The following is a 21971-nucleotide window of genomic DNA, read 5'->3' on the forward strand; positions in this document are numbered from 1 at the left end:
GCTTAAGAAAGTCTCGATGGACTGATCACCGCGCCGATCGGCAGATTGGTGCCCGTCACCCACGCCACTCGCGCACCAGCGGGAGCGGCACCCCCCTTACGCATGCCTGGAGCCACCGCCATGAAGGCACTCGTCAAGCACAAGGCCGAGCCCGGGCTGTGGCTCATGGACGTTCCCGAGCCCGAGTACGGCCCCGGCGACGTGCTGATCAGGGTCCTGCGCACCGGCATCTGCGGCACCGACCTGCACATCCGTTCCTGGGACGGCTGGGCGCAGGGCGCCGTCAAGACCCCGCTGGTGCTGGGCCACGAGTTCGTGGGCGAGGTCGCGGCGGTCGGCGCGGACGTCCGCGACATCGAGACGGGCGCCCTGGTCAGCGGCGAGGGCCACCTGGTGTGCGGCAAGTGCCGCAACTGCCTGGCCGGCCGCCGCCACCTGTGCCGCTCGACGATCGGGCTGGGCGTGGGCCGTGACGGCGCCTTCGCCGAGTACGTCGTCCTGCCCGCGCAGAACGTGTGGGTGCACCGGACCGCCGTGGACCTGGACGTGGCGGCCATCTTCGACCCCTTCGGCAACGCCGTGCACACCGCGCTGTCCTTCCCGCTGGTCGGCGAGGACGTGCTGATCACCGGCGCGGGCCCGATCGGCATCATGGCCGCTGCCGTGGCGAAGCACGCCGGCGCGCGCAACGTGGTCATCACCGACGTCAGCCCCGAGCGGCTGGAGATCGCCCGCAAGGCCGGCGCCACGCTCGCGGTGAACGTCGCCGAGTCCTCCATCGCCGAGGCGCAGACGCGGCTGGGGCTGCGCGAGGGCTTCGACGTCGGCCTGGAGATGTCCGGCCGCGCGGAGGCGATGCGCGACATGATCGACAACATGACGCACGGCGGCAGGATCGCGATGCTCGGCCTCCCGGCCCAGGAGTTCCCGGTGGACTGGGCGAAGGTCGTCACCTCGATGATCACCATCAAGGGGATCTACGGCCGCGAGATGTTCGAGACCTGGTACGCGATGACCGTGCTGCTGGAGGGCGGGCTCGACCTGTCCCCGGTCATCACCGGCCGCTACTCGCACCGCGACTTCGAGGCCGCCTTCGACGAGGCCGCCACCGCCCGCAGCGGCAAGATCATCCTGGACTGGACGGCGTGAGCCTCCGGCGGTAGCCCGGCCCGCCGCGCGCCCGGACCCCGGATCCGGCGCGGGCCGACCCGGCCCCGGGCCCCCGGCTCCCGGCCCCCGCCCGGGTCCCCGATCCCTGCCCGGGACCGAGGCCCGGCAACCGGCCCGGGCCCCCGACTCCCGGCCCCCGCCCGGGTCCCCGATCCCTGCCCGGGACCGAGGCCCGGTTCCGGTTCGGGGGGCCTGATCCGGGCGTCCGGGTCCGGGACTCCGTTCCGCGACTCCGTTCCGCGGCTCCGGGCCCCGCCCCGGGGGCCGGCTCCGGCCGGCGGCGCGCGTCGGCCACGTACGGGCGGACCGGCCGCCGGAGGCACCGGCAGCCGCTACCGTCGTGCCCGCCGGGATCCGCCCGGCCGCCGCAACCACAAGACCATCTCCCTCCGGCCGGGCCCCGCACCCCCCTCCGCGGGGCCCGGCCCCCCTCAGACCACTCCGCCCCGCCGGGCGGCACCCGGCCCCTCCTCCCCGTCCGCCGGACGGCGACCCGCACAAGGAGAAACCGAAGCCCATGTTCGAGTCCGTACGCGAAGACCTCCGCACCACCCTCGACGAGATCCGCGCAGCGGGCCTGCACAAGCCCGAGCGCGTCATCGGCACCCCGCAGAACGCGGCCGTCGCCGTCACCGCGGGCGGCGCCCCCGGCGAGGTGCTGAACTTCTGCGCCAACAACTACCTCGGGCTGGCCGACCACCCCGACGTGGTCGCCGCCGCGAAGGACGCGCTGGACCGCTGGGGCTACGGCATGGCCTCCGTCCGCTTCATCTGCGGCACCCAGGAGGTGCACAAGGAGCTGGAGGCGCGGCTGTCGGCCTTCCTCGGCCAGGAGGACACGATCCTCTACTCCTCCTGCTTCGACGCGAACGGCGGCGTCTTCGAGACCCTCCTCGGCGCCGAGGACGCGGTGATCTCCGACGCCCTCAACCACGCCTCGATCATCGACGGCATCCGCCTGTCCAAGGCCCGCCGCTTCCGCTACGCCAACCGCGACATGGCCGAGCTGGAGGCCCGCCTGAAGGAGGCCACCGAGGGCGGCGCCCGCCGCAAGCTCATCGTCACCGACGGTGTCTTCTCCATGGACGGCTACGTCGCCCCCCTCCAGGAGATCTGCGACCTCGCCGACCGCTACGACGCCATGGTCATGGTCGACGACTCGCACGCCGTCGGCTTCGTCGGCCCCGGCGGCCGCGGCACCCCCGAACTGCACGGGGTCATGGACCGGGTCGACATCATCACCGGCACCCTCGGCAAGGCCCTCGGCGGCGCCTCCGGCGGTTACGTCGCCGCCCGCGCCGAGATCGTCGAGCTGCTGCGCCAGCGCTCGCGCCCGTACCTCTTCTCCAACTCCCTCGCCCCGGTGATCGCCGCCGCCTCCCTGAAGGTCCTCGACCTGCTGGAGTCCGCCGGTGACCTGCGCGAACGCCTCGCGGACAACACCAAGCTGTTCCGCACGAAGATGACCGAGGCCGGCTTCGAGATCCTGCCCGGCGACCACGCCATCGCCCCCGTGATGATCGGCGACGCCGCCGAGGCGGGCCGCATGGCGGAGCTGCTGCTGGAGCGCGGCGTGTACGTGATCGGCTTCTCGTACCCGGTGGTGCCGCTCGGCGCGGCCCGCATCCGCGTCCAGCTCTCGGCGGCCCACTCGACGGCCGACGTCGAGCGCGCGGTGGCCGCCTTCGTGGACGCCCGCGCGGCGCTTTCCGCTGCTCAGGGCTGACATCATGGGGGTGTGATCGACCCCCGCCGGCTGCGCATCCTGCGGGCCGTGGCGGACCACCGTACGGTGACCGCCGCGGCCGCAGCCCTGTACCTCACCCCCTCCGCCGTCTCCCAGCAGCTCGCCGCGCTGGAGCAGGAGACCGGGCACACGCTGCTGACCCGCAGCGGCCGCGGCGTACGGCTCACGGCGGCCGGGGAGATCCTGCTGGCCCACGCCCACGAGGTGCTGGCCCAGCTGGAGCGCGCCGAGGCGGAACTCGCCGCCTACGCGGGCGGTTCCGCCGGCGAGGTCACGGTGGCCGCCTTCGCGACGGGCATCGCCGAGGTGCTGGCCCCCGCCATCGCCCGGCTCGCCCTGGACCACCCGGGCATCCGGCTCCGGGTCCGGGACCTGGAGGGCGACCAGAGCCTCCCGCTGCTGCTCGACGGGGAGGCCGACCTGGCCCTGGCGGTGGAGTACCGGGGCGCCCCGGGCGCCGACGACGGCCGGCTGTCGGTGCTCCCGCTGTACGCGGAGCCCTTCGACGCGGTCCTGCCCGCCGGGCACCCGCTCGCCGACCTGCCCGCCGTGGCGCTGGCCGACCTCTCCGACGCCGACTGGGTGGGCCAGTACCCGGGCAACCCGTGCCACGACGTGACCCTGCTGGCGTGCGAACTGGCCGGGTTCCAGCCGCGCTTCGTGCACTCCTCCGACGACTTCCGGGCGGTCACCGCCCTGGTCGGCGCGGGCGCGGGGGTGGCGCTGGTGCCGCGTTCGGCGCTGCGCGGCATGGACCTCAAGGAGGTCCGGGTGCGCCCGGTCGCGGGCCCGGCCGCCACCCGCAGGGTCTTCGCCGCCACCCGCCGCGGCGCCGAGACGCACCCGCTGATCGCCCCGGTCCTGGCGGCCCTGACCCACGAGGCCCAGCGCGTCCCGGCGCACTGACCGGGCGGCCGCCGAAATCCGTTACCCGTAGGGCGGGGACCGCCCTACGGTGGTCCGATGACCATTCGGATGATCATCCTCAACGGCGCTTCCAGCTCGGGCAAGTCCGGCATCGTGCGCTGCCTCCAGGCCGAACTGCCGGACGCCTGGCTCGCTTTCGGCTGCGACTCCTTCGTCGACTCCATGCCCGGGAGGATGCGGGACGCGGACGCGGGGATCGTCTTCGGCGAGGACGGCCGGGTGAGCGTGGGGGAGGACTTCCGGGCGCTGGAGGCCGCCTGGATGGAGGGCGTCGTGGCGATGGCCCGGGCCGGCGCCAGGATCGTCATCGACGACGTCTTCCTCGGCGGGGCCGAATCGCAGGCGCGCTGGCGGCGGGCCCTGGGCGACCTCGACGTCCTGTGGGTCGCCGTCCGGTGCGACCCGGAGGCCGCCGCGGGACGCGAGATCGCCCGCGGGGACCGCACCCCGGGCATGGCCGCGTCCCAGGCGGCCGTGGTCCACGAGGGGGTCTCGTACGACCTGGAGCTGGACACCACGCACACCGAAGCCATGGCCTGCGCCCGCACGATCGCCGCCCGCCTCCGCCGGGGAGCGGCCTAGGGCCTGGCGTCAAACTGCCGTCGTCGCCCGGAGGGCGGCCCCGCGGCGTCTGGTGCGTGCTCTCGGCGTGCCGGGCGGCAGCCCTCGTACTGGACGTACTCGGGCTTCCGCCCGGTGCGGCGAGAGCGCGTGCAAGGCGTCGCGGGGCAGACGGAAGTTTGACGACAGGCCCTAGCCAGGGAGTGTCCGGCGGCCCGGGCCCGGCCGTGATCCGTCGGACACCCCCTGACCTTCCCGCAGCGCCGCGAGGAGTCTGGTCCGCAGGAGCCGGACGGCCGGGGAGTGCTGGTCGCCGCGGGCGACGAGGCCGAGCCGGGCGTGCGTGGCGGCGTCGGCGAGCGCGACGGTCCGCAGGCCGGCGCCCGGCGCGGAGGAGGCGCTGAGCACGGCGACGCCCGCGCCGCGCTCGGCGAGGCGCAGCAGGGCGGCCGGGGAGCAGGCGTCCAGGTGCACGCGGGGTTCGAGGCCGAGCCGGCGGCAGGAGTCCTCGTAGGCGGCGCGGATGCCGGTGCCCCGGGACAGGCAGAGGATCTTCTCGTCCCGGAGGCCGGCGAGCCGCAGTTCCGCCCGGTCGAGCGGGTGCCCGGCCGGTACCACGGCGGCGATGGGCTCGTCGAGGACGACGCTCACCTCCAGGCCGGGGGCGGTCTCCCCCGCGTAGCCGATCAGGGCCAGGTCGAGGGAGCCGGCGAGGACCTGCGCCTGGAGGGCGTCGGAGTGGTCCTCGTGCAGGCTGAGTTCGATGCCGGGGTGGGTGCGGCCGAGGTCGGCGACGGCGTCCAGGAAGGGCGGGATCGAGCAGCCCGCGATCATGCCGAGCCTGATCCGGCCGCGGACGGCGTCGGCGAACTCCGCGGCGGTGTGCCGGATGGCGTCGAGGGTGGCGAGGGCGTTCTTCGCGAGGGGCAGGACGGCCTCCCCGGCCGGGGTGAGGCCGACCCGGCGTCCGCCGCGATCGAGGAGCTGCTGCCCCAACTCGCGCTCCAGTTTCGCGACTTGGGTGCTGATGCCGGACTGGCTGACGTGCAGGAGGCGGGCGGCCCCGGTGAAGGTGCCCTCGTCCACGACGGCGGCGAAGTAGCGCAGCTGGTGCATCTCCATATCCGGTGATGATAGATCGCATCGGATCCATCTGTTGGACGGATGGACGGATCCGGCCGGAGGATGGGGGCATGACGACGACGAAGAGCGCGCGCGAACTTGCCGAGACCTACTTCAGCGCCTGGGAGGCGGGCGACTTCGAGACCGTGCGGGGGCTGCTGGCCGAGGACGTCGACTTCGTCGGGGCACTGGGCACGGCCTCGGGGGCGGAGGAGGCGCTGGCCGGGCTGAGGGGGATGGGCCGGGTACTGGAGAAGATCGACGTGAAGGCGCGGGTGGCGGAAGGCGGCGAGGTGATCACCTGGTTCGACCTGTGCACCACCATCGCCCCGCCGGCGCCCACGGCGAACTGGATGCACGTGGAGGGCGGGAGGATCACCCGGATCCGGGTCACCTTCGACCCGCGGGGCCTGCTGGCGGGCTTCGAGAAGCAGGGCTAGGCCGTGTCTTTTGGATAAAGCCGGGCCCTGGCACCGCGTCAGACCCGTACGACCTCCACGCCCGCCGCGCGGAAGGGCCGCGCCGCGGCCTCCGTCAGGGCGGTGTCCGTGACCAGGACGTCCACCGCCGAGGTGGCGCAGATGCGGGCGAAGGCGCGCACGCCCAGCTTCGACGAGTCGGCCGCCACCACCAGCCGGCGGGCCCGTGCGCACAACAGGGCGTTGACGGCGGCCTCGTCCTCGTGGCGGGTGGCCGCGCCGTCCTCCGGGTCGAAGGCGTCGACGCCGACCACGGCCGTGTCGACCGTGAGCTGACCCAGCGTCTGCTGTGCCAGCGGGCCAGTCAGTTCGTACGACTGGGGGCGGGCCACCCCGCCCGTCAGGACGATCTTGAACTGGGGCCGGATCACCAGTTCCCCCGCGATGTTCAGGGCGTTGGTGACCACCGTGAGCGCGGGCGCGCCGGCCGCCGGCGCGGCGAGGTCGGCGCGGGCCGCCAGGGCCCGGGCGACCTCCGTCGTGGTGGTGCCGCCCGTCAGGCCGATCACCTCGCCCGGTGCGATCAGGGCCGCGACCGCCTCGCTGATCCGGCGCTTCTCGGCGGCCCGCCGGGAGGTGCGGTAGCGCAGGGGGAGTTCGTACGAGACCCCGTGCGGCACCGCCCCGCCGCGCGTGCGGACCAGCAACTGCTGCTCGGCGAGCTGGTCGAGGTCGCGGCGGATGGTCGCCGCCGACACGCCGAGCGCCCCGGCGGCGGCCTCCACCTCCAGGCCGTCCCGCTCCACCAGCAGGTCCAGCAGTCGCTGCCAGCGTTCCTTGCGGGTCATGGCGCCCCTCCGTGTCGTCCCCCGGGCCGGTGACGGGCCCGCCGTCGAGGTTAGCCCAGCGGATCACCCGGAAGATGCTTGAAGTTGCGTGAAACGGCCCGCTACCTTGCAGGAACACGCAGGATCAGGCAGGAACACGCAGGGAAGTCCGGTCGGCACCCCCACCGGGCACGCATTCCGACGCGCAAGGAGCCCGCATGAGTCACGTCGCGTACGAGTTGGCCACGCAGCCCGACAGCTGGGAACAGGCCGCGGAACTGGCCCCCGCCCACCGGGCGGTGCTGCCGGGGCCCGGCGAGCGTACCGCGATCGTCGGGTGCGGAACCTCGTACTACATGGCCCAGGCCGCCGCCGCCCTGCGCGAGGAGGCCGGCCACGGCGAGACCGACGCCTTCCCCGCCTCGGAGTTCCCCCGCCACCGCCGCTACGACCGGGTGGTCGCGCTGACCCGCTCCGGGACCACCACCGAGGTGCTGGACCTGCTGGCCGGGCTGCGGGAAGCCGGGATCCCGTCGACCGCCGTCGTCGGCGACCCGGACACTCCGGTGGCGGGCCTCGCGGACGACCTCGTCGTCCTGGACTTCGCCGACGAACGCTCCGTCGTCCAGACCCGCTTCGCCACCACCGCCCTCACCCTGCTGCGGGCCCACGTCGGCGCCCACGACCCCGCCGTCGTCGCCGACGGCCGCGCCGCCCTCGAACTTCCCCTGCCGAACGGCCTCGACGCACGCGGCCAGTTCACCTTCCTCGGCCGCGGCTGGAGCGTCGGCCTGGCCCACGAGGCCGCCCTCAAGATGCGCGAGGCCTCGCTGTCGTGGGCCGAGGCCTACCCCGCCATGGAGTACCGGCACGGCCCGGTCAGCGTCACCGGACCAGGCTCCGCGACCTGGTCGCTCGGCAGCACCCCCGAGGGGATCGCCGAACAGGTCCTCGGGACCGGCGCGCAGTGGGTGGACGGCGAACTCGACCCGCTGGCCGAGCTGGTCCGCGTGCACCGCCTCGCCGTCGCCGTCGCCGCCCACCGCGGGCTCGACCCCGACGCGCCCCGCAACCTCACCCGCTCGGTGATCCTCACCGCCGGCGAGGGGGCCGTCCGATGAGCCTCGTCCCCGCCGGGACCCTCGTCGCCGACGCCGCCGCGGCCGGCGGCGCCGTCGCCGCCTTCAACATCATCACCCTGGAACACGCCGAAGCCGTGGTCGAGGGCGCCGAACGGGCCGGCCTGCCCGTCATCCTCCAGCTCAGCGAGAACGCCGTGAAGTTCCGCGGCGGCGCCCTGCTGCCCATCGCCCGCGCCGCGGCCGCCTGCGCGGAAGCCGCCCGGGTGCCCGTCGGCCTCCACCTCGACCACGTCAAGAGCCCCGACCTGCTGCGGCAGGCCGCGGACGCCGGCTTCGGCTCCGTGATGTACGACGCCGCGCACCTGCCCTACGCCGAGAACCTGGAGACCACCCGCTCCGCCGCCGACTGGGCCCACGCCAACGGGCTCTGGATCGAAGCGGAACTGGGCGAGGTCGGCGGCAAGAACGGAGCCGCGCCGCTCGACCCGCACGCCCCGGGCGCCCGTACCGACCCCGACGAGGCCCGCCGCTTCGTCGCCGACTCCGGCGTCGACGCACTCGCCGTGGCCATCGGCAGCAGCCACGCCATGACCACCCGGACCGCCTCCCTCGACCACGCCCTGCTGGCCCGCCTCGCCAAGAACCTGGACGTCCCCCTCGTCCTGCACGGCTCCTCCGGCCTGCCCGACGGGGAACTCGCGGCGGCCGTGGCCGGCGGGATCCGCAAGGTCAACATCGGCACCGCCCTCAACCTGGCCATGACCGACGCCATCCGCACCCACCTGACCCCGGCCGACCCCCGCCCCTACCTCACCGCCGCACGTACGGCGATGGCGGCGACGGCCGAAGTCATGATCGGAGTCCTGGGCCGGCCCTGACGGGGCCTCGGGCGCGGTTGCCCCAGAGCGGGAGGACGCGGCCGCCGCCCTTGAGGGGGCGGCGCGCGCGGTGTGGGGCCGGACGGCAGGGGAGGCTCAGCGTCCGCGCCGTCCGAAGGGGCCCGCACATGCCGCAGCCGTACCCGCCCTCCCGCTTCGGGCGCGCCCGGCGCCGTGCGCGTGCGCGCCTCAGCCGTCGAGGGCCGCCAGCAGCGCCCGCGCGAACCGGCGCAGGGCCTCCGGTTCGGCCAGGGGGATCCCGCCCAGTTCCGCGTAGGACCAGCCGAAGGGGTTGGAGTACGAGGGGGTGCCGTTCGCGTCCGTGCCGGCCCGGTCCTGTGCGGGGTCGAAGGTGGCCTCCAGCGTCAGGTAGAGCTCGGGGCCGTAGCCGACCGTCGCCCGCACCTGCGCGTACCCGTCGTCGTAGAGCCGGAAGTCGGGCTCCCCGTCCTGCACCTCCAGGGTGTCGAGGATTCCCTGCGCGAGGCCGCGTACGTCCTCCTCCAGCGCGGCCCCGGCCAGCAGGGGGACTGCGGCGAGCGGGGTGCCCACTTCGAACAGCCAGGTGCCGTCGGCGGTGCGGCGCCGCAGTCGCAGGGGGACCGGTGCGCCGCCCGTGTAGTGGTGGGTCAGCCCGGGGCACTCCACCACGATCTCGCTGCCGGCCACCACGGTCTCCGCTTCCTTCATGACGGGTGACCCTACCGTCGGACCGGCCCGCACGGCGACCTACTTGTCAGTACCGCATTTGCCAGGAAAGAACGCCGTTCCCGGCTTACATGCGGCCTTATCTGACTGCTACATTCCGCAAGTGCCATCTGCGTGCCGGACGGCCGGGACGGCCCATGACCTGGGCCGCGCCGGCCGTCACGTACGCGGCGCCGCGCTCTCCCCGCAAGGCCAGTCCGTCCGCTGATCCAGCGAGCAGCCCGCTGCGGCACCCGGTCCACGCCGCTCCGGCGCCGTGCCGACCGCGATCCGGCCAGAGCGAACCCCCCGACGCCCGGCGCCGGACCCGGATCCCCGGGGCCTGGTGCCGCCCGCGCGCGGGTCCGCCTGCCCTCAACCACCTCCGAACAGGGAGAACTCGATGGACCGCTTCCTCCTGCGGCGCCCCCTCGCCGGAAGGGCCCTGATCTTCGGCGCCCTCCTGGCCCTCGCCGTGCCCGGAACCGCGCACGCCAACACCGTCGGTGTGACGGTGAAGACCCCCGGCGCCACCTCCGGCCCCGGCTCCGCCTTCTCCGAGATCTCGACCAGCGCCCAGTGCGCCGCCGGCCTGATCTCCGGCGGCGGCATCAACCAGGCCATCGGCACCGGGACTTCGTCCAACGGCAACAAGATCAACGGCACCTCGCCCAGCCCCGACGGCAGCACCGAGTACACCGGCTCGACCGGCGTCGTCGGCACCGACGTGACGTACTGGCTCGGCATCGGGGGCAGCGGCGGCGCGGTCAACGCCTCCTTCTCCAGCACCCCGTACGCGATGTGCTTCAGCAGCAACCTGATCAACCACACCCAGGTGGTGATGAACAAGGTCGCCGGACCCTCCGCCAGCTCGACCGTCGGCCTCGTCACCGCGACCTGTCCGGCCAACACCCGGCTGCTCGGCGGCGGCGCCCGCATCACCCCGGCCGCCGTCGGCAGCCTCAAGCCGATCGCCGGCTTCCCCACCTTCAACGACTCCGCCCACGCCTACGGCCAGAAGGCCGCGGCCGACGGCGAGACCAACCCCGACTCCTGGAGCGCCGTCGGCTGGAACGGCGGTGGCGGCGACAGCGGCAACACCACGTACGCGTACGCCATCTGCAGCGGCAACAACATCGACATCAGCGGCACCACCGTCAAGGTCCGCTTCAGCGAGGTCAGCGGCCCCACCGCCGCCACCAGCGGCGCGACCGTGACCGTGGGCTGCGGCCAGAACGACGGCAAGCTGATCAGCGGCGGCGCCGCCATCAGCGGGGGCGGCGTCACGACCACGAACTTCACCGGTCCGGGCTCCCCGGGCGACCACCTCAACGGCAGCTACCCCAGTGACTCCGGCGGCAGCCCGGTCGCGGACGGCACCACCACGGCCTCGTACTGGTCGGCCTTCACCCACACCGGGGGCGGCAGCTCCCCGAACACCTACTCCGACGTCTGGGCGCTCTGCGCCGACGACGGCGTCTGAACCACCGGCAGCCCGGCCGCCGCGGTCACGGCCCCCGTCGTGGCCGTGACCGCGGCGGCCCCGCGCGTCCCGTCTCCCGAGTACCGTCGTTTGGAACCCCCTTGAGCATGTACCGATCGAAGATCCTGAAGGCGGCCGGCGCCGCGGGCCTGCTGGCCGCCGCACTGGCGCCCGTCCCCGCCACGGCCGATCCGGCGGCCGCGGCCGCCGCCAGCCCTTGCGGTACGGGCGGCGTCTTCACCGCCCGGAACCCCACCTGCACCTACACCGCCGTCGGTACGGACACCTTCACCGTGCCGGCCGGGGTGACCGCCGTGACCGTCGACCTCTTCGGCGCCGAGGGCGGCAGCGCGGCCGGCTACGTCGTCCCCAGCCCCCCGAACGACGGAGCCCCCGGCGGCCTGGGCGGCGAGACCCGCGCCGACCTGGCGGTCACGCCGGGCCAGATCCTCCAGATCACCGTCGGCGGCGTGGGCAGCTCGGGCACCTCCCGCAAGGGCGAGTACGCCCGCCCCGGCGGCCGCGGCCACGGCTCCGGAGGCGGCGGCGCCCACGGCGGCGGCGGTTCCGGCGGCGGCGCCAGCGACGTGCGCACGGGTTCCTTCGGCGCGGCCGACCGGATCCTGGTGGCCGGCGGCGGCGGAGGCGCGGGCAACGGCGGACCGCTGCTGCACGGCGGCCACGGCGGCGGGCCCGAAGCGCAGCCCGGCGGCCAGGGCGGCGGGCCCGAGGGCTCCGGCCTCGCGGGCGGCGGCGGCACCCGGTCCGCCCACGGCGCGGGCGGCGCCCGCAACAACACCGTCGGCGCCCCGGGAGGCGCGGGCAGCGACATCGACCAGTACGGCGGCCAACCGAACCCCGGGAGCGGCGGCTCCGGCGGCAACGGCGGGGGCGGCGGCAACGGGGGCGGCGGCGGAGGCGGCGGCTGGTTCGCCGGGGGCGGCGGCTCCGGAGGCGGCCGGCCCGGCAACCTCTACGGCGCCGGCGGCGGCGGGGGCAGCAGCTGGGCGGCGCCGACGGCCACCGCCGTGACCCTCGCCCAGGGCGTGCGGCGGGGCAACGGAAAGGCGGTGGTCTCCTTCCGCTACGGAACCTCGGTCACCGTGGCCGCCGACACCACCACCCCGCTGTTCGGGCAGGCCGTCACCCTCACCGCGACCGTGGCCCCCGGCAACCCGGACGCGGGCACCCCGACCGGCGAGGTCACCTTCTTCGACGGCACGACCCCGCTGGCCACCGTCCCGCTCCAGGACGGCCGCGCCACCACCCGCACCGGCACCCTCCAGCCCACCACCCACCCCGTCACCGCCCGCTACAGCGGCGACGCGGCCTTCACCCCGGGCGCCACGGCCGCCCCCGCCGACCTCACCGTCCGGTTCACGGCCCCCTGCCTGACGCAGGCCCACACCGGCCCGCTGACGGTGGCCTCCGGCGAGGCCCTGTGCATCGGCGCCGGCGGCAGCCAGAGCGGCCCGGTCACCGTCCGGCCGGGCGGGGCCCTCGCCGTCACGGACGCCACCGTCACCGGCCCGGTGTCCGCGACCGGAGCCCTCGCCCTCACGATCTGCGGCTCCTCCCTGACCGGCCCCCTCTCCGTGGAGGGGAGCACCGGCCCGGTGCTGCTGGGCTCCGGCCCCGCCTGGGAGTCCTGTGCCGGCAACACCGTCCAGGGACCGGTGACGCTGGCCGGCAACGGCGGCGGCACCGAGGTCTCGGGCAACACCGTCAACGGTCCGCTGCGCTGCGCGGGCAACGCGCCCGAACCCCTCCTGGCCGGCGACACCGGGACCGGACCCCGCACCGGACAGTGCCGCCGCGCCTGACCGGACCGCACGCCGGGGGCCGGGAGTTCCGCGGGGAACTCCCGGCCCTTCCCAATTCCTGTAACGGGTTCTACTCTGACCGCCGCCACCACAGCGACCGGCAGCACCGCGAGACTCCCGGAGGGGCCGTGCACCTCGAATACACGCCTGAGCAGCAGCGGTTGCGCGCCGAACTGCGCGCCTACTTCGCCGGGCTCGTGCCGGAGGACGTCCACGCCCGCTACGCGGACCCCGCCGCCCAGAAGCGCTTCTACCGGGAGACCATCCGCCGCCTCGGCGCGGACGGCTGGCTCGGCGTCGGCTGGCCGAAGGAGTACGGCGGCCGCGGCATGTCGGCCATGGACCAGTTCATCTTCTTCGACGAGGCCGCGCAGGCCGTCGTCCCGCTGCCGCTGATGGCGCTCAACACCGTCGGGCCGACCATCATGCAGTTCGGCACCGACGAGCAGAAGGCGTACTTTCTCCCCAGGATCCTCTCCGGGGAGATCGACTTCGCCATCGGCTACAGCGAGCCCGACGCCGGCACCGACCTCGCCGCCCTCAAGTGCAAGGCCGTCCGCGAGGGCGACGAGGAGACCGGCACCTACGTGGTCAACGGCCAGAAGATCTGGACCACCAACGGCGACACCGCCGACTGGGTCTGGCTCGCCGTCCGCACCGACCCGGACGCCCCCGCCCACAAGGGCATCACCATGCTGCTCGTGCCGACCTCCGACCCCGGCTACTCCTTCACCCTGATCAACACCCTCGCCTCCCACGACACGACCGCCAGTCACTACGAGGACATCCGGGTTCCCGCGAGCCGCCGCGTCGGGCAGGAGAACAAGGGCTGGCGCCTGATCACCAACCAGCTCAACCACGAACGCGTCACCCTCGCCGCGCACGGCACCATGGCCGTCCGCGCGCTGCACGACGTCCAGCGCTGGGCCGCCGCGACCAAGCTCGCCGACGGGCGCCGCGTCATCGACCTGTCCTGGGTCCGCGGCCGGCTCGCCCGCACCCACGCCCGCCTCGACGCGATGAAGCTGCTCAACTGGCAGATGGTGGGCGCCGTCGAATCGGGCACCCTCACCCCCCAGGACGCCTCCGCCGTCAAGGTGTACGGCTCGGAGGCGCGCAGGGACGCGTACGCCTGGCTCATGGAGGTGGTCGGCGCGGCCGGCTCCCTCAAGGACGGCTCCGCGGGCGCGGTCCTGCACGGCGAACTGGAACGCGGCTACCGCAGCGCCGTGATCTTCACCTTCGGCGGCGGGAACAACGAGATCCAGCGCGAGATCATCTCCTGGATCGGCCTGGGCATGCCGAGAGTCCGCCGCTGAGCCCGTGCACCGGAGGCCTCAGGGCCGCTCCTCCACCGGGTGCAGCGCGGTGCGGACGCCCGCGACCACCACGGCGATCAGGCAGAGGGCGATCACGGTCTCGGCCCACAGGAAGGCGAACCAGTCCAGCACGCAGCCGTCCAGCTGCGCCCAGAACTCGACGTCCGTCTCGTAGCTGTCGAACGGGTAGTCGCTGATCGACCCGCCCGTGATCGCCACCTGCACGTCCCGGGTCGTGATGCGCTCGTGCGCCTTGAACGCCAGGTCGCCGAGGGTCGCCGCGGAGGTCTGGAGGGTGAGGTCGGCCACCGGGGCGGTCCCCTCCTCCTCGCCGAGGGCGCCGAGCGGGACGGCCCGGACCCGCAGCAGCAGCTCCCTGGCCGCGGCGTCGACCCGCTGGACGGTGGCCTGCACGTCCACCCGGTCGGCGGCGGTGGACCCGACCGTGCGGACGGTGTCGAGGGCCTGCCGTTCGTTGAACTGGAGCCACGACCCCACCGCCACCGCCACCACGATCAGGAGCGCGACGGGCATCAGGACCGGCAGCATCGACGGCCCGGAGCGGCGCGGCCCCCTCCAGCCGGCCGGGCCGCGCGGGCGGGGCGGGTCCGGGTCTGAGGCCATGGTGACTCCCGGGACGGGGGGACGGGCACGCGGTGGCGATCCTCGTCCACCCGCCCGGGGATCCGCCGCATCCGGGCGGGCGTGTCGGCCCCGGGGCCGGACGGCCGGTGCCGCCGCCCGTCAGACCAGCTCGGGCTGCTGCTGCTCGCGCCGGGGCGCCGGCACGTGCGCCCGCTGCGGTGTCCGGTCCCACGTCCGGGTCGTGCGTACGTAGCCGTAGACCACCGAGGCCGCCGAGAGGAGGACCAGGGGTCCGAACACCCAGGGGTACGCGGCCATCTCCGACGACAGGTAGCGGAACGCCACCAGGAGCGCGGTGAACACCACGGTGCCGTGGGCGACCAGCAGGGTGGCCCGCCGGTCCCAGCCGCGGTCGAGCGCGCGCAGCGCCGCCTCGATGGTGACGGTGAACACCACGCCGGAGACGATGTCCGCGCCGTAGTGGTAGCCGAAGCCCAGGGTCGCGCCGAGCGTCGCGACCAGCCAGAACGCGCCGACGAACCGCAGGACCCAGGGCCCCTTGCGGGAATGTATGAAGATCGCAGTGGCCCACGCCGTGTGGAGGCTGGGCATGCAGTTGCGCGGGGTGATCTCGTCGAACGGCATCGGCTGCGGGGCGCCGATCGGCGGCGGGGTGTTCGGCCACAGGTCCGCCACCGCCCAGTGCCCGCCGTCGACGCCGTAGGCGAGGATCGGCCCGACCACGGGGAAGACCATGTAGATGCCCGGCCCGAGCAGGCCGATGACCAGGAAGGTGCGGACCAGGTGGTGGCCCGGGAAGCGGCGCTCGGCCGCCACGTGGCGCAGCTGGTACAGGGCGACGACGACGGCGGCCACCGCGAGCTGGATGTACACCCAGTCGAGCACGTGGTGCCCGACCGCCCCGGTGGCCTCCACGATCTTGCCGGCCACCCAGGACGGATTGCCCAGCGCCTGGTCGGCTGCCGCCACGTACTGGTCGAGGACCGTCGGGCGGGTCTTGGAGGTGATCAGCAGCCAGGTGTAGCCGGTCTTGCGGCCGGTGACGAGCAGCAGCGCCAGGCCCACGCCCTTCAGCAGCAGGGCGCGCTCGTGGCCGGTGCGGCGCAGGACGGCGAAGACGCCCACGCCCAGGGTCACCCACAGGGCCCCGTTGCCGACCATCATCTCGGCGCCGACCACCCACCGGACGAGCCAGAAGACCAGGTCGATGCCGATCGCGGCACCGAGGGCGACGAACCGCTGCCGCCAGGTGAGCACGACCATCATCAGGGCCATGCTGGCGTAGAGGACCGTTCCCGACCGGGGGGCGAAGACCACCTCGCGCGCCTGGCTGGTGATCGGACCGGCCACCCCGTAGTGGCGCGCGGCGATCTCCAGGGCGATGAGGAACCCGAGGCCCGTCACGCTCACCGCGAGCCACAGCAGGACCCGCGGCCTACGCCAACCCCCGGACGTGATTCCGCCGCTCGTGCGCGAAAGCGCCCGCGATACCACAGATGTCAATTTTCAGCCGATGTTCATATTTCAACCTGGTCATTGTTGGCTCGAACATGTTAGCCGAGGGGGTGGAGCCGGCCGATCGGATGTACGTCGAACATCTTGCCGTCCTGGATCGCGTCGCCGCCCGCCCTGTGCTCAGCTGGAAGGGTCCTCGGGTCACGGCGCCCCCGGGAGGCGCACCATGCCGCACGTCCGCCCCGGCACGCCCGTGCCGGCCGGCCCCGCAGTCCTCCTGCCCCGGCGCGAGCTGGCGGTCGCCTGGACGCTGATGACGCTGATCGCCCTGCTCGCCTGGGCGGTCACCGTGGACCGGTCCCGGCAGATGGCCGTGGGGCCGGGAACCATGGGCCTGGCCCTGCCGCTCTTCCTGGCACTGTGGGTGGTCATGATGGCGGCGATGATGCTGCCGTCGGTGGCCCCCGTCGCGATCACCTGGGTACGCGGGATCCGCCGCCGCTCGGCGGGCCCGGCCCGCGCCCTCAGGATCGCCGGGTTCGTGTGCGGCTACCTGCTGGCCTGGACCGGTTTCGGCCTGCTGGTGTACGGGGCGCTCATGGTGACCGGCCGCATGGTGGCGGACGGCCCCGGGACGGCGCGCTGGATCGGCGCCGGCGCCTTCCTCCTCGCCGGGATCCAGCAGTTCGGACCGCTGAAGCGGGTCTGCCTGCGGCACTGCCGCAACCCGGTGTTCCAGCTGGCCCGGTACGCGCGCTACCGGCGGTGGGCGAAGGACCTGCGGGTCGGAGCGCACCACGGGCTGTACTGCGTCGGCTGCTGCTGGGGCCTGATGCTCGTCCTGATCCCGCTCGGGGTCATGAACGTGGCGGCGATGGCCGCCGTGGCCGTCGTGATCTTCCTGGAGAAGCTCTGGCGGCAGGGACCCCGGCTGGCCTGGGCCGTCGGCATCGCCTTCCTCGTCCTGGCGGCCCTCACCCCCTTCCAGGACTGGATGCTGCCGGGGCTGGAGGACGGCCCGCCGATGGGCGACATGGAGGACATGGAGCCGGGCACGCACCCGGACACGGAGCCGGACATGGAGCCGGGCACGCACCCCGACGTGCAGCCGACGGGATGACGGCGACCGCTTCCATGGGCGCGACCGCAGGAGGAGAATCGGGACGGGGTCTTGTGGAGGCGATGAGATGTCCGAGACCACAGCGACCGTCCCGAGCTGGCACGCCGCCGGGGACTGGTTCGACACGTGCCGGTGCGACGTTCCCTGCCCCTGCACCTTCGCTCAGAAGCCCACCTACGGTGCGTGCGACGGCGTCCTCGCCTGGCACATCCGCGAGGGCACCTACGGCGACGTCACGCTGGACGGCCTGAACGTCCTGATGCTCGGCGCCTTCGTCGGGAACGTGTGGGCGGAGCACAGCGACACCTACGCGGCGGTCTTCATCGACGAGCTCGCCGACGCCGCGCAGCGCGAGGCACTCCAGATGATCTTCGGCGGGCAGGCGGGCAGCTGGCCCGCCGAGATGGTGGCCATGATGAACGCCGAGATGCGGGGCATGGACTTCGCCCCGGTCCGCATCGAGGTCGACGAGGACCTCGGCGGCTGGCGGGCCACCGTGCCCGGCCGGGTCGAGGCCGACGCCGTGGCCCTCACCGGCCCCACGACCCCGGAGGGCGCACGCGTCCAGTCCACCAACCTGCCCGGCTGCGAGACCGGCCCCGGACAGGTCGCCACCTGGGGCCGCTCCACCGTGGACCGGGCCGACGCCTTCGGCTTCCACTGGAGCAGGGAAGGACAGTCCAGCAAACACATCACCTTCGACTGGACCGGCCCCTGAACCCCGTGACGAGGCCGCCCGCCCGCCGCACCGCCGCCCGCCTGATCCCGGGCCCGCCGGGGTGGGTACCCGGGCGGGAGGCCCCGATGAGCCACGAGGACGCCGACCCGCCGCATGCGTCTCACGGGTCGCGTGCCGCGCACCATTCCCGCAGGTCTACGCCGGCGGCCGCCTCCAGGTCACGTCTTGAAAGCGATGCGCCGACCGGGCCCCGGGAGCCGCCCCTCCGCGTACACACTGCGAAAATCAGCGGCCATACTGGACCGGCCGGGGAGGGCGCGGCACGACGACGGGGGCGGCTTTAAGACATGGCGGAGTCCAGACTGATCCAGGGCCGGTACCGGTCACTCGATCTGATCGGGCGCGGCGGCATGGGCGAGGTGTGGCGCGCCCGCGACGAGTCGCTCGGCCGGCAGGTCGCGGTCAAGTGCCTCAAGCCGCTCGGCCCCGAACAGGACGCCCACTTCACCCAGGTCCTGCGCGAGCGCTTCCGCCGCGAGGCGCGGGTCGCCGCCTCGCTCCAGCACCGGGGCGTCACCGTCGTGCACGACTTCGGCGACGACAGCGCCTCCGGCGGCCCCCTCTACCTGGTCATGGAACTCCTGGAGGGCCGCAACCTCAGCCAGCTCATGGAGGAGAACGAGGCGCGCCCGCTCCCCGTCGACGTGGTCCTCGACATCGCCGAGCAGATGGCGGCCGCCCTCGGCTACACCCACGACCAGGGCGTGGTCCACCGCGACCTCAAGCCCGCCAACATCATGCGGCTCACCGACGGCACGGTGAAGATCTGCGACTTCGGCATCGCCCGCCTCGCCCACGACATCGGCTTCACCGCCAAGCTCACCGGCGGTGGCATGGCCATGGGCACCCCGCACTACATGTCGCCCGAGCAGATCGCGGGCGGCGAGGTCGACCACCGCAGCGACCTCTACTCCCTCGGCTGCGTCCTCTACGAGATCGCCACCGGAGCCCCGCCGTTCGACCTCGGCGACTCCTGGTCCGTGCTGGTCGGCCACCGCGACACCGCGCCCGTACCGCTGCGCGAGCACCGCCCCGAACTGCCCGGCTACTTCGAGCAGCTCGTACTGGACCTGCTGGCCAAGCGCCCCGAGGACCGGCCCGGCGACGCCCGCCACCTGCACCGCCGCCTGGTCGAGGCCCGCTTCGGCCCCGGCGGCCGGCCCGCCGCCCGGCCGCCGCTGCCCGCCTGGGCCGCGGGCATGACCGCCGGGCGCAAGGCCGGCGTGGACGCCCGCCCCGCCAGCGGGGAGTGGACCCTGCTCACCGGCTCCTGGACCGCCGCCCGCCCCGTGACGGCCGCCCCCGGAGTCGGCACCGCCCCCGGAGTCGGCACCGCCCCCGGCACGGGCTCCCGTACCGGCAGCCACCGCATCACCCGCCCCGCCCCCGCCGAGGACCCCCGGCTCACCGCCGCGTACGGGCTGACCCCGCACACCCCGCCCGGCGGCGAGCCCGACGCGCTCGCCGCCGGGCACACCCGCGCGTTCGCCCTCAGCCGCGCCGGCCGGCCCGAGGAGGCCCTCGCCGTGTACGCGGCCGTGGCCCAGGGCCGGGCCCGCGTCCTCGGCCCCGAACACGCCGAGACCCTCGCCGCCCGCCAGGAGGAGGCGTATGAACTCGGCCGCCTCGGGCGGCACGGAGAGGCGTACGAGAGGTACCGCGCGGTCCTCGCCGTGCGCGTCCGCACCGACGGCCCGCTCCACCCCGACACCCTGCGCTGCCGCCACAGCCTGGCCTGCGCCCTGAGCGCCCTCGGCCGGCACGCCGAAGCCCACGCCACCGCCGTCGAGGCGGCGGCCGACCGCGCCGCCGTGCTCGGCGCCGAGCACGCCGACACCCTCCAGACCCGCTACGAGGCCGCGTACGCCCTCGGCCGGCTCGGCCGCTGGCAGGAGGCCCTCGGCGGCTTCCGCCAGGTCGCCGCCGCACGGGAACGCGTACTCGGCCGGGACCACCCCGACGCCCTCGCCGCCCGCTACGAGACCGGCATCGCCCTCGGCCGCACCGGCCGCGCCGCCGAGGCCCTCGACGTGTTCCGCTCCCTCGTCCGCGACCGCACCCGGGCCTACGGCGCCGCCGACCCCGAGACCCTGCGCGCCCGCCACGTCCTCGGGGTCAACCTGGGCCGCCTCGAACGCTGGGAGGAGGCCGTCGCCGAGGCCCGCGACATCGGCCGGCTCCGCGCCAAGACCCTCGGCGCCGAACACCCCGACACCCTCGTCAGCCGCCGGGAACTCGCCGTGGCACTGGGCCGGCTCGGCCGCTGGGACGAAGCGCTCCCCATATACCGGGATCTGTCGGGCATCCGCGAACGCTCCCTCGGCGACGAACACCCCGACACGGTCCTCGCCCACGCCGACGAGGCGCACTGTCTGGAGCGGCTCGGCCAGGTGTGCTACCAAGAGCCATGACCGCCAACTCAGGCTCCCGGGGCTTCTCGCAGGACGTGTACGACGCGGTGATCGTGGGAGGCGGCCACAACGGCCTCGTCGCCGCCGCCTACCTGGCCCGCGCCGGCCGCTCGGTGCTCGTCCTCGAACGGCTCGGCCACACCGGCGGCGCCGCCGTCTCCACCCGCCCCTTCGCCGGGGTCGACGCCCGCCTCTCGCGCTACTCCTACCTGGTCTCGCTGCTCCCCGAGAAGATCGTCCGCGACCTCGGCCTGTCGTTCCGCGTACGCCGCCGCACGGTCTCCTCGTACACGCCCTTCGAGCGCGACGGCCGCCCCGGCGGACTCCTCGTCGGCGGCGGCGAGGACCGCACCCGCGCCTCCTTCGCCCGGCTCACCGGCTCCGACCGGGAGTACGAGGCCTGGCGCGCCTTCTACGGCACCACCGGCCGGCTCGCCCGCAAGGTCTTCCCCACCCTCACCGAACCGCTGCCCACCCGCGCGGAGCTGAGGGCCCGGATCGACGACGAGGCGGCCTGGCGGATGCTCTTCGAGGAACCGCTCGGCCGGGCGGTGGAGAAGCACTTCGCCGACGACCTGGTCCGCGGCGTGGTCCTCACCGACGGCCTGATCGGCACCTTCGCCGACGCCGACGACCCCTCGCTCGTACAGAACCGCTGCTTCCTCTACCACGTCATCGGCGGCGGCACCGGCGATTGGGACGTGCCCGTCGGCGGCATGGGCGCCCTCACCGACGCACTGGCCGGGGCCGCCCGGGCCGGCGGCGCCGAGATCGCCACCGGGCACGAGGCGCTGCGCATCCACACCGACGGCACCGCCCCCGCCGAGGTCGCCTTCCGCACGGCGACGGGCGAGGGCACCGTCGTCGGACGCACCGTCCTGGTCAACGCCTCCCCGAGGGCCCTCGCCGAACTCCTGGGCGAGGACCCCGCCGTCGGCGGCCCGGCCCCCGAGGGCGCCCAGTTCAAGGTCAACATGCTGCTGAGCCGGCTGCCCCGGCTGCGCGACGCCTCGGTGGACCCCCGCGAGGCCTTCGGCGGCACCTTCCACATCGCCGAGGGGTACGAGCAGCTGCGGCGCGCCCACGCCGAGGCCGCCGCCGGCGAACTGCCGTCCGTACCGCCCTCGGAGATCTACTGCCATTCGCTGGCCGACCCCTCGATCCTCGGGCCCGAGCTCGCCGCGGACGGCCATCAGACGCTGACCCTCTTCGGACTGCACACCCCGGCCCGGCTCTTCGAGAAGGACAACCGGCAGGCCCGCGAGGTGCTGCTGACCGCCACCCTGGCCCAGCTGGACGCCCACCTGGCCGAGCCGCTCACCGACTGTCTCGCCTTCGACGGCGACGGCCGCCCCTGCATCGAGGCCAAGACCCCGCAGGACCTGGAGCGCGAACTGCGGCTGCCCGGCGGCCACATCTTCCACCGGGACCTGTCCTGGCCCTACGCGGACGACGGCCCGGACGCCGGGCGCTGGGGCGTGGAGACCGCCCACCCCAACGTCCTGCTGTGCGGCGCGGGCGCGGTCCGCGGCGGCGGGGTCAGCGGGATCCCGGGCCACAACGCGGCCATGGCGGTGCTGGGACGCTGAGCGGTG

The 21971-nt window shown here is 74.4% G+C and carries 19 protein-coding genes; 14 read left to right on the forward strand and 5 right to left on the reverse strand.

What is annotated here, in order from left to right; all coding sequences use genetic code 11:
• The first annotated feature begins 120 nt into the window (after positions 1 to 120).
• The 4 genes from tdh to cpt all read left to right on the forward strand — a co-directional run bounded on the left by tdh (position 121) and on the right by cpt (position 4426).
• Entirely contained in the window at positions 121 to 1149 is a 1029-nt protein-coding gene (gene tdh / locus AC069X_RS03185) for an L-threonine 3-dehydrogenase (RefSeq protein WP_478725087.1), read from the forward strand.
• A 538-nt stretch (positions 1150 to 1687) separates the two neighbouring features.
• Positions 1688 to 2896, forward strand: a complete 1209-nt coding sequence (locus tag AC069X_RS03190; RefSeq protein ID WP_478724516.1) for a glycine C-acetyltransferase — start codon at positions 1688 to 1690, stop codon at positions 2894 to 2896.
• A gap of 12 nt (positions 2897 to 2908) precedes the next feature.
• The gene (locus AC069X_RS03195) at positions 2909 to 3823 is read left to right on the forward strand and encodes a LysR family transcriptional regulator (RefSeq protein ID WP_478724517.1); all 915 of its coding nucleotides are present in this window, start codon (positions 2909 to 2911) and stop codon (positions 3821 to 3823) included.
• A 57-nt stretch (positions 3824 to 3880) separates the two neighbouring features.
• A complete protein-coding gene (cpt, locus tag AC069X_RS03200; RefSeq protein ID WP_478724519.1) occupies positions 3881 to 4426 on the forward strand; it encodes a chloramphenicol phosphotransferase CPT in 546 nt (181 codons plus the stop codon).
• A gap of 171 nt (positions 4427 to 4597) precedes the next feature.
• Here cpt and AC069X_RS03205 read toward each other — a convergent pair whose 3' ends face one another.
• Positions 4598 to 5527, reverse strand: coding sequence for a LysR family transcriptional regulator (locus AC069X_RS03205; RefSeq protein ID WP_478724521.1), 930 nt, complete (start codon positions 5525 to 5527; stop codon positions 4598 to 4600).
• 71 nt (positions 5528 to 5598) lie between these two features.
• Between AC069X_RS03205 and AC069X_RS03210 the strand changes: the two genes are divergently transcribed.
• Complete coding sequence (locus tag AC069X_RS03210) at positions 5599 to 5967, forward strand: nuclear transport factor 2 family protein (RefSeq protein ID WP_478724523.1); 369 nt, start codon at positions 5599 to 5601, stop codon at positions 5965 to 5967.
• Between the two features lie 38 nt (positions 5968 to 6005).
• On the opposite strand, the gene AC069X_RS03215 is transcribed toward AC069X_RS03210, so the two are convergent.
• Positions 6006 to 6794 (reverse strand): DeoR/GlpR family DNA-binding transcription regulator, encoded by a 789-nt coding sequence (locus AC069X_RS03215; protein WP_478724525.1) that lies wholly within the window; start codon positions 6792 to 6794, stop codon positions 6006 to 6008.
• Positions 6795 to 6991: 197 nt separating this feature from the next.
• Between AC069X_RS03215 and AC069X_RS03220 the strand changes: the two genes are divergently transcribed.
• Together AC069X_RS03220 and AC069X_RS03225 are read left to right on the forward strand one after the other, a co-directional pair.
• Positions 6992 to 7894, forward strand: a complete 903-nt coding sequence (locus AC069X_RS03220; RefSeq protein WP_478724527.1) for an SIS domain-containing protein — start codon at positions 6992 to 6994, stop codon at positions 7892 to 7894.
• Positions 7891 to 8733, forward strand: coding sequence for a class II fructose-bisphosphate aldolase (locus tag AC069X_RS03225; RefSeq protein WP_478724529.1), 843 nt, complete (start codon positions 7891 to 7893; stop codon positions 8731 to 8733). The genes AC069X_RS03220 and AC069X_RS03225 overlap by 4 nt, the downstream gene beginning before the upstream one ends.
• 189 nt (positions 8734 to 8922) lie before the next feature.
• Here the strand turns inward: AC069X_RS03225 and AC069X_RS03230 are convergent, their stop codons facing one another.
• Positions 8923 to 9423 carry a hypothetical protein gene (locus AC069X_RS03230; RefSeq protein WP_478724531.1) on the reverse strand — a complete coding sequence of 167 codons (501 nt, stop codon included), beginning with the start codon at positions 9421 to 9423 and terminating at the stop codon, positions 8923 to 8925.
• A gap of 400 nt (positions 9424 to 9823) precedes the next feature.
• Here AC069X_RS03230 and AC069X_RS03235 point away from each other — a divergent pair, with 400 nt between their 5' ends.
• The 3 genes from AC069X_RS03235 to AC069X_RS03245 all read left to right on the forward strand — a co-directional run bounded on the left by AC069X_RS03235 (position 9824) and on the right by AC069X_RS03245 (position 14045).
• Positions 9824 to 10903 carry a hypothetical protein gene (locus AC069X_RS03235; protein WP_478724532.1) on the forward strand — a complete coding sequence of 360 codons (1080 nt, stop codon included), beginning with the start codon at positions 9824 to 9826 and terminating at the stop codon, positions 10901 to 10903.
• Positions 10904 to 11010: 107 nt separating this feature from the next.
• Positions 11011 to 12726 (forward strand): Ig-like domain-containing protein, encoded by a 1716-nt coding sequence (locus AC069X_RS03240; RefSeq protein ID WP_478725089.1) that lies wholly within the window; start codon positions 11011 to 11013, stop codon positions 12724 to 12726.
• A 128-nt stretch (positions 12727 to 12854) separates the two neighbouring features.
• Complete coding sequence (locus tag AC069X_RS03245; RefSeq protein WP_478724534.1) at positions 12855 to 14045, forward strand: acyl-CoA dehydrogenase family protein; 1191 nt, start codon at positions 12855 to 12857, stop codon at positions 14043 to 14045.
• Between the two features lie 18 nt (positions 14046 to 14063).
• On the opposite strand, the gene AC069X_RS03250 is transcribed toward AC069X_RS03245, so the two are convergent.
• Positions 14064 to 14669, reverse strand: coding sequence for a DUF4436 family protein (locus AC069X_RS03250; RefSeq protein ID WP_478724536.1), 606 nt, complete (start codon positions 14667 to 14669; stop codon positions 14064 to 14066).
• Positions 14670 to 14789: 120 nt separating this feature from the next.
• Positions 14790 to 16109: a phosphatase PAP2 family protein gene (locus tag AC069X_RS03255; RefSeq protein ID WP_478725091.1), complete on the reverse strand. Its 1320-nt coding sequence runs from the start codon at positions 16107 to 16109 to the stop codon at positions 14790 to 14792.
• A 223-nt stretch (positions 16110 to 16332) separates the two neighbouring features.
• Between AC069X_RS03255 and AC069X_RS03260 the strand changes: the two genes are divergently transcribed.
• From AC069X_RS03260 to AC069X_RS03275, 4 genes are all read left to right on the forward strand, one after another.
• A complete protein-coding gene (locus AC069X_RS03260; RefSeq protein WP_478724538.1) occupies positions 16333 to 17226 on the forward strand; it encodes a DUF2182 domain-containing protein in 894 nt (297 codons plus the stop codon).
• Between the two features lie 67 nt (positions 17227 to 17293).
• Positions 17294 to 17944, forward strand: a complete 651-nt coding sequence (locus AC069X_RS03265) for a DUF1326 domain-containing protein (protein ID WP_478724539.1) — start codon at positions 17294 to 17296, stop codon at positions 17942 to 17944.
• 308 nt (positions 17945 to 18252) lie between these two features.
• A complete protein-coding gene (locus tag AC069X_RS03270; RefSeq protein ID WP_478724541.1) occupies positions 18253 to 20376 on the forward strand; it encodes a serine/threonine-protein kinase in 2124 nt (707 codons plus the stop codon).
• Entirely contained in the window at positions 20373 to 21965 is a 1593-nt protein-coding gene (locus AC069X_RS03275; protein WP_478724543.1) for a phytoene desaturase family protein, read from the forward strand. Before AC069X_RS03270 ends, AC069X_RS03275 begins: the two co-directional genes overlap by 4 nt.
• The last annotated feature ends 6 nt before the right edge of the window (positions 21966 to 21971 follow it).

The organism is Streptomyces sp. NPDC043896, assembly GCF_056435605.1.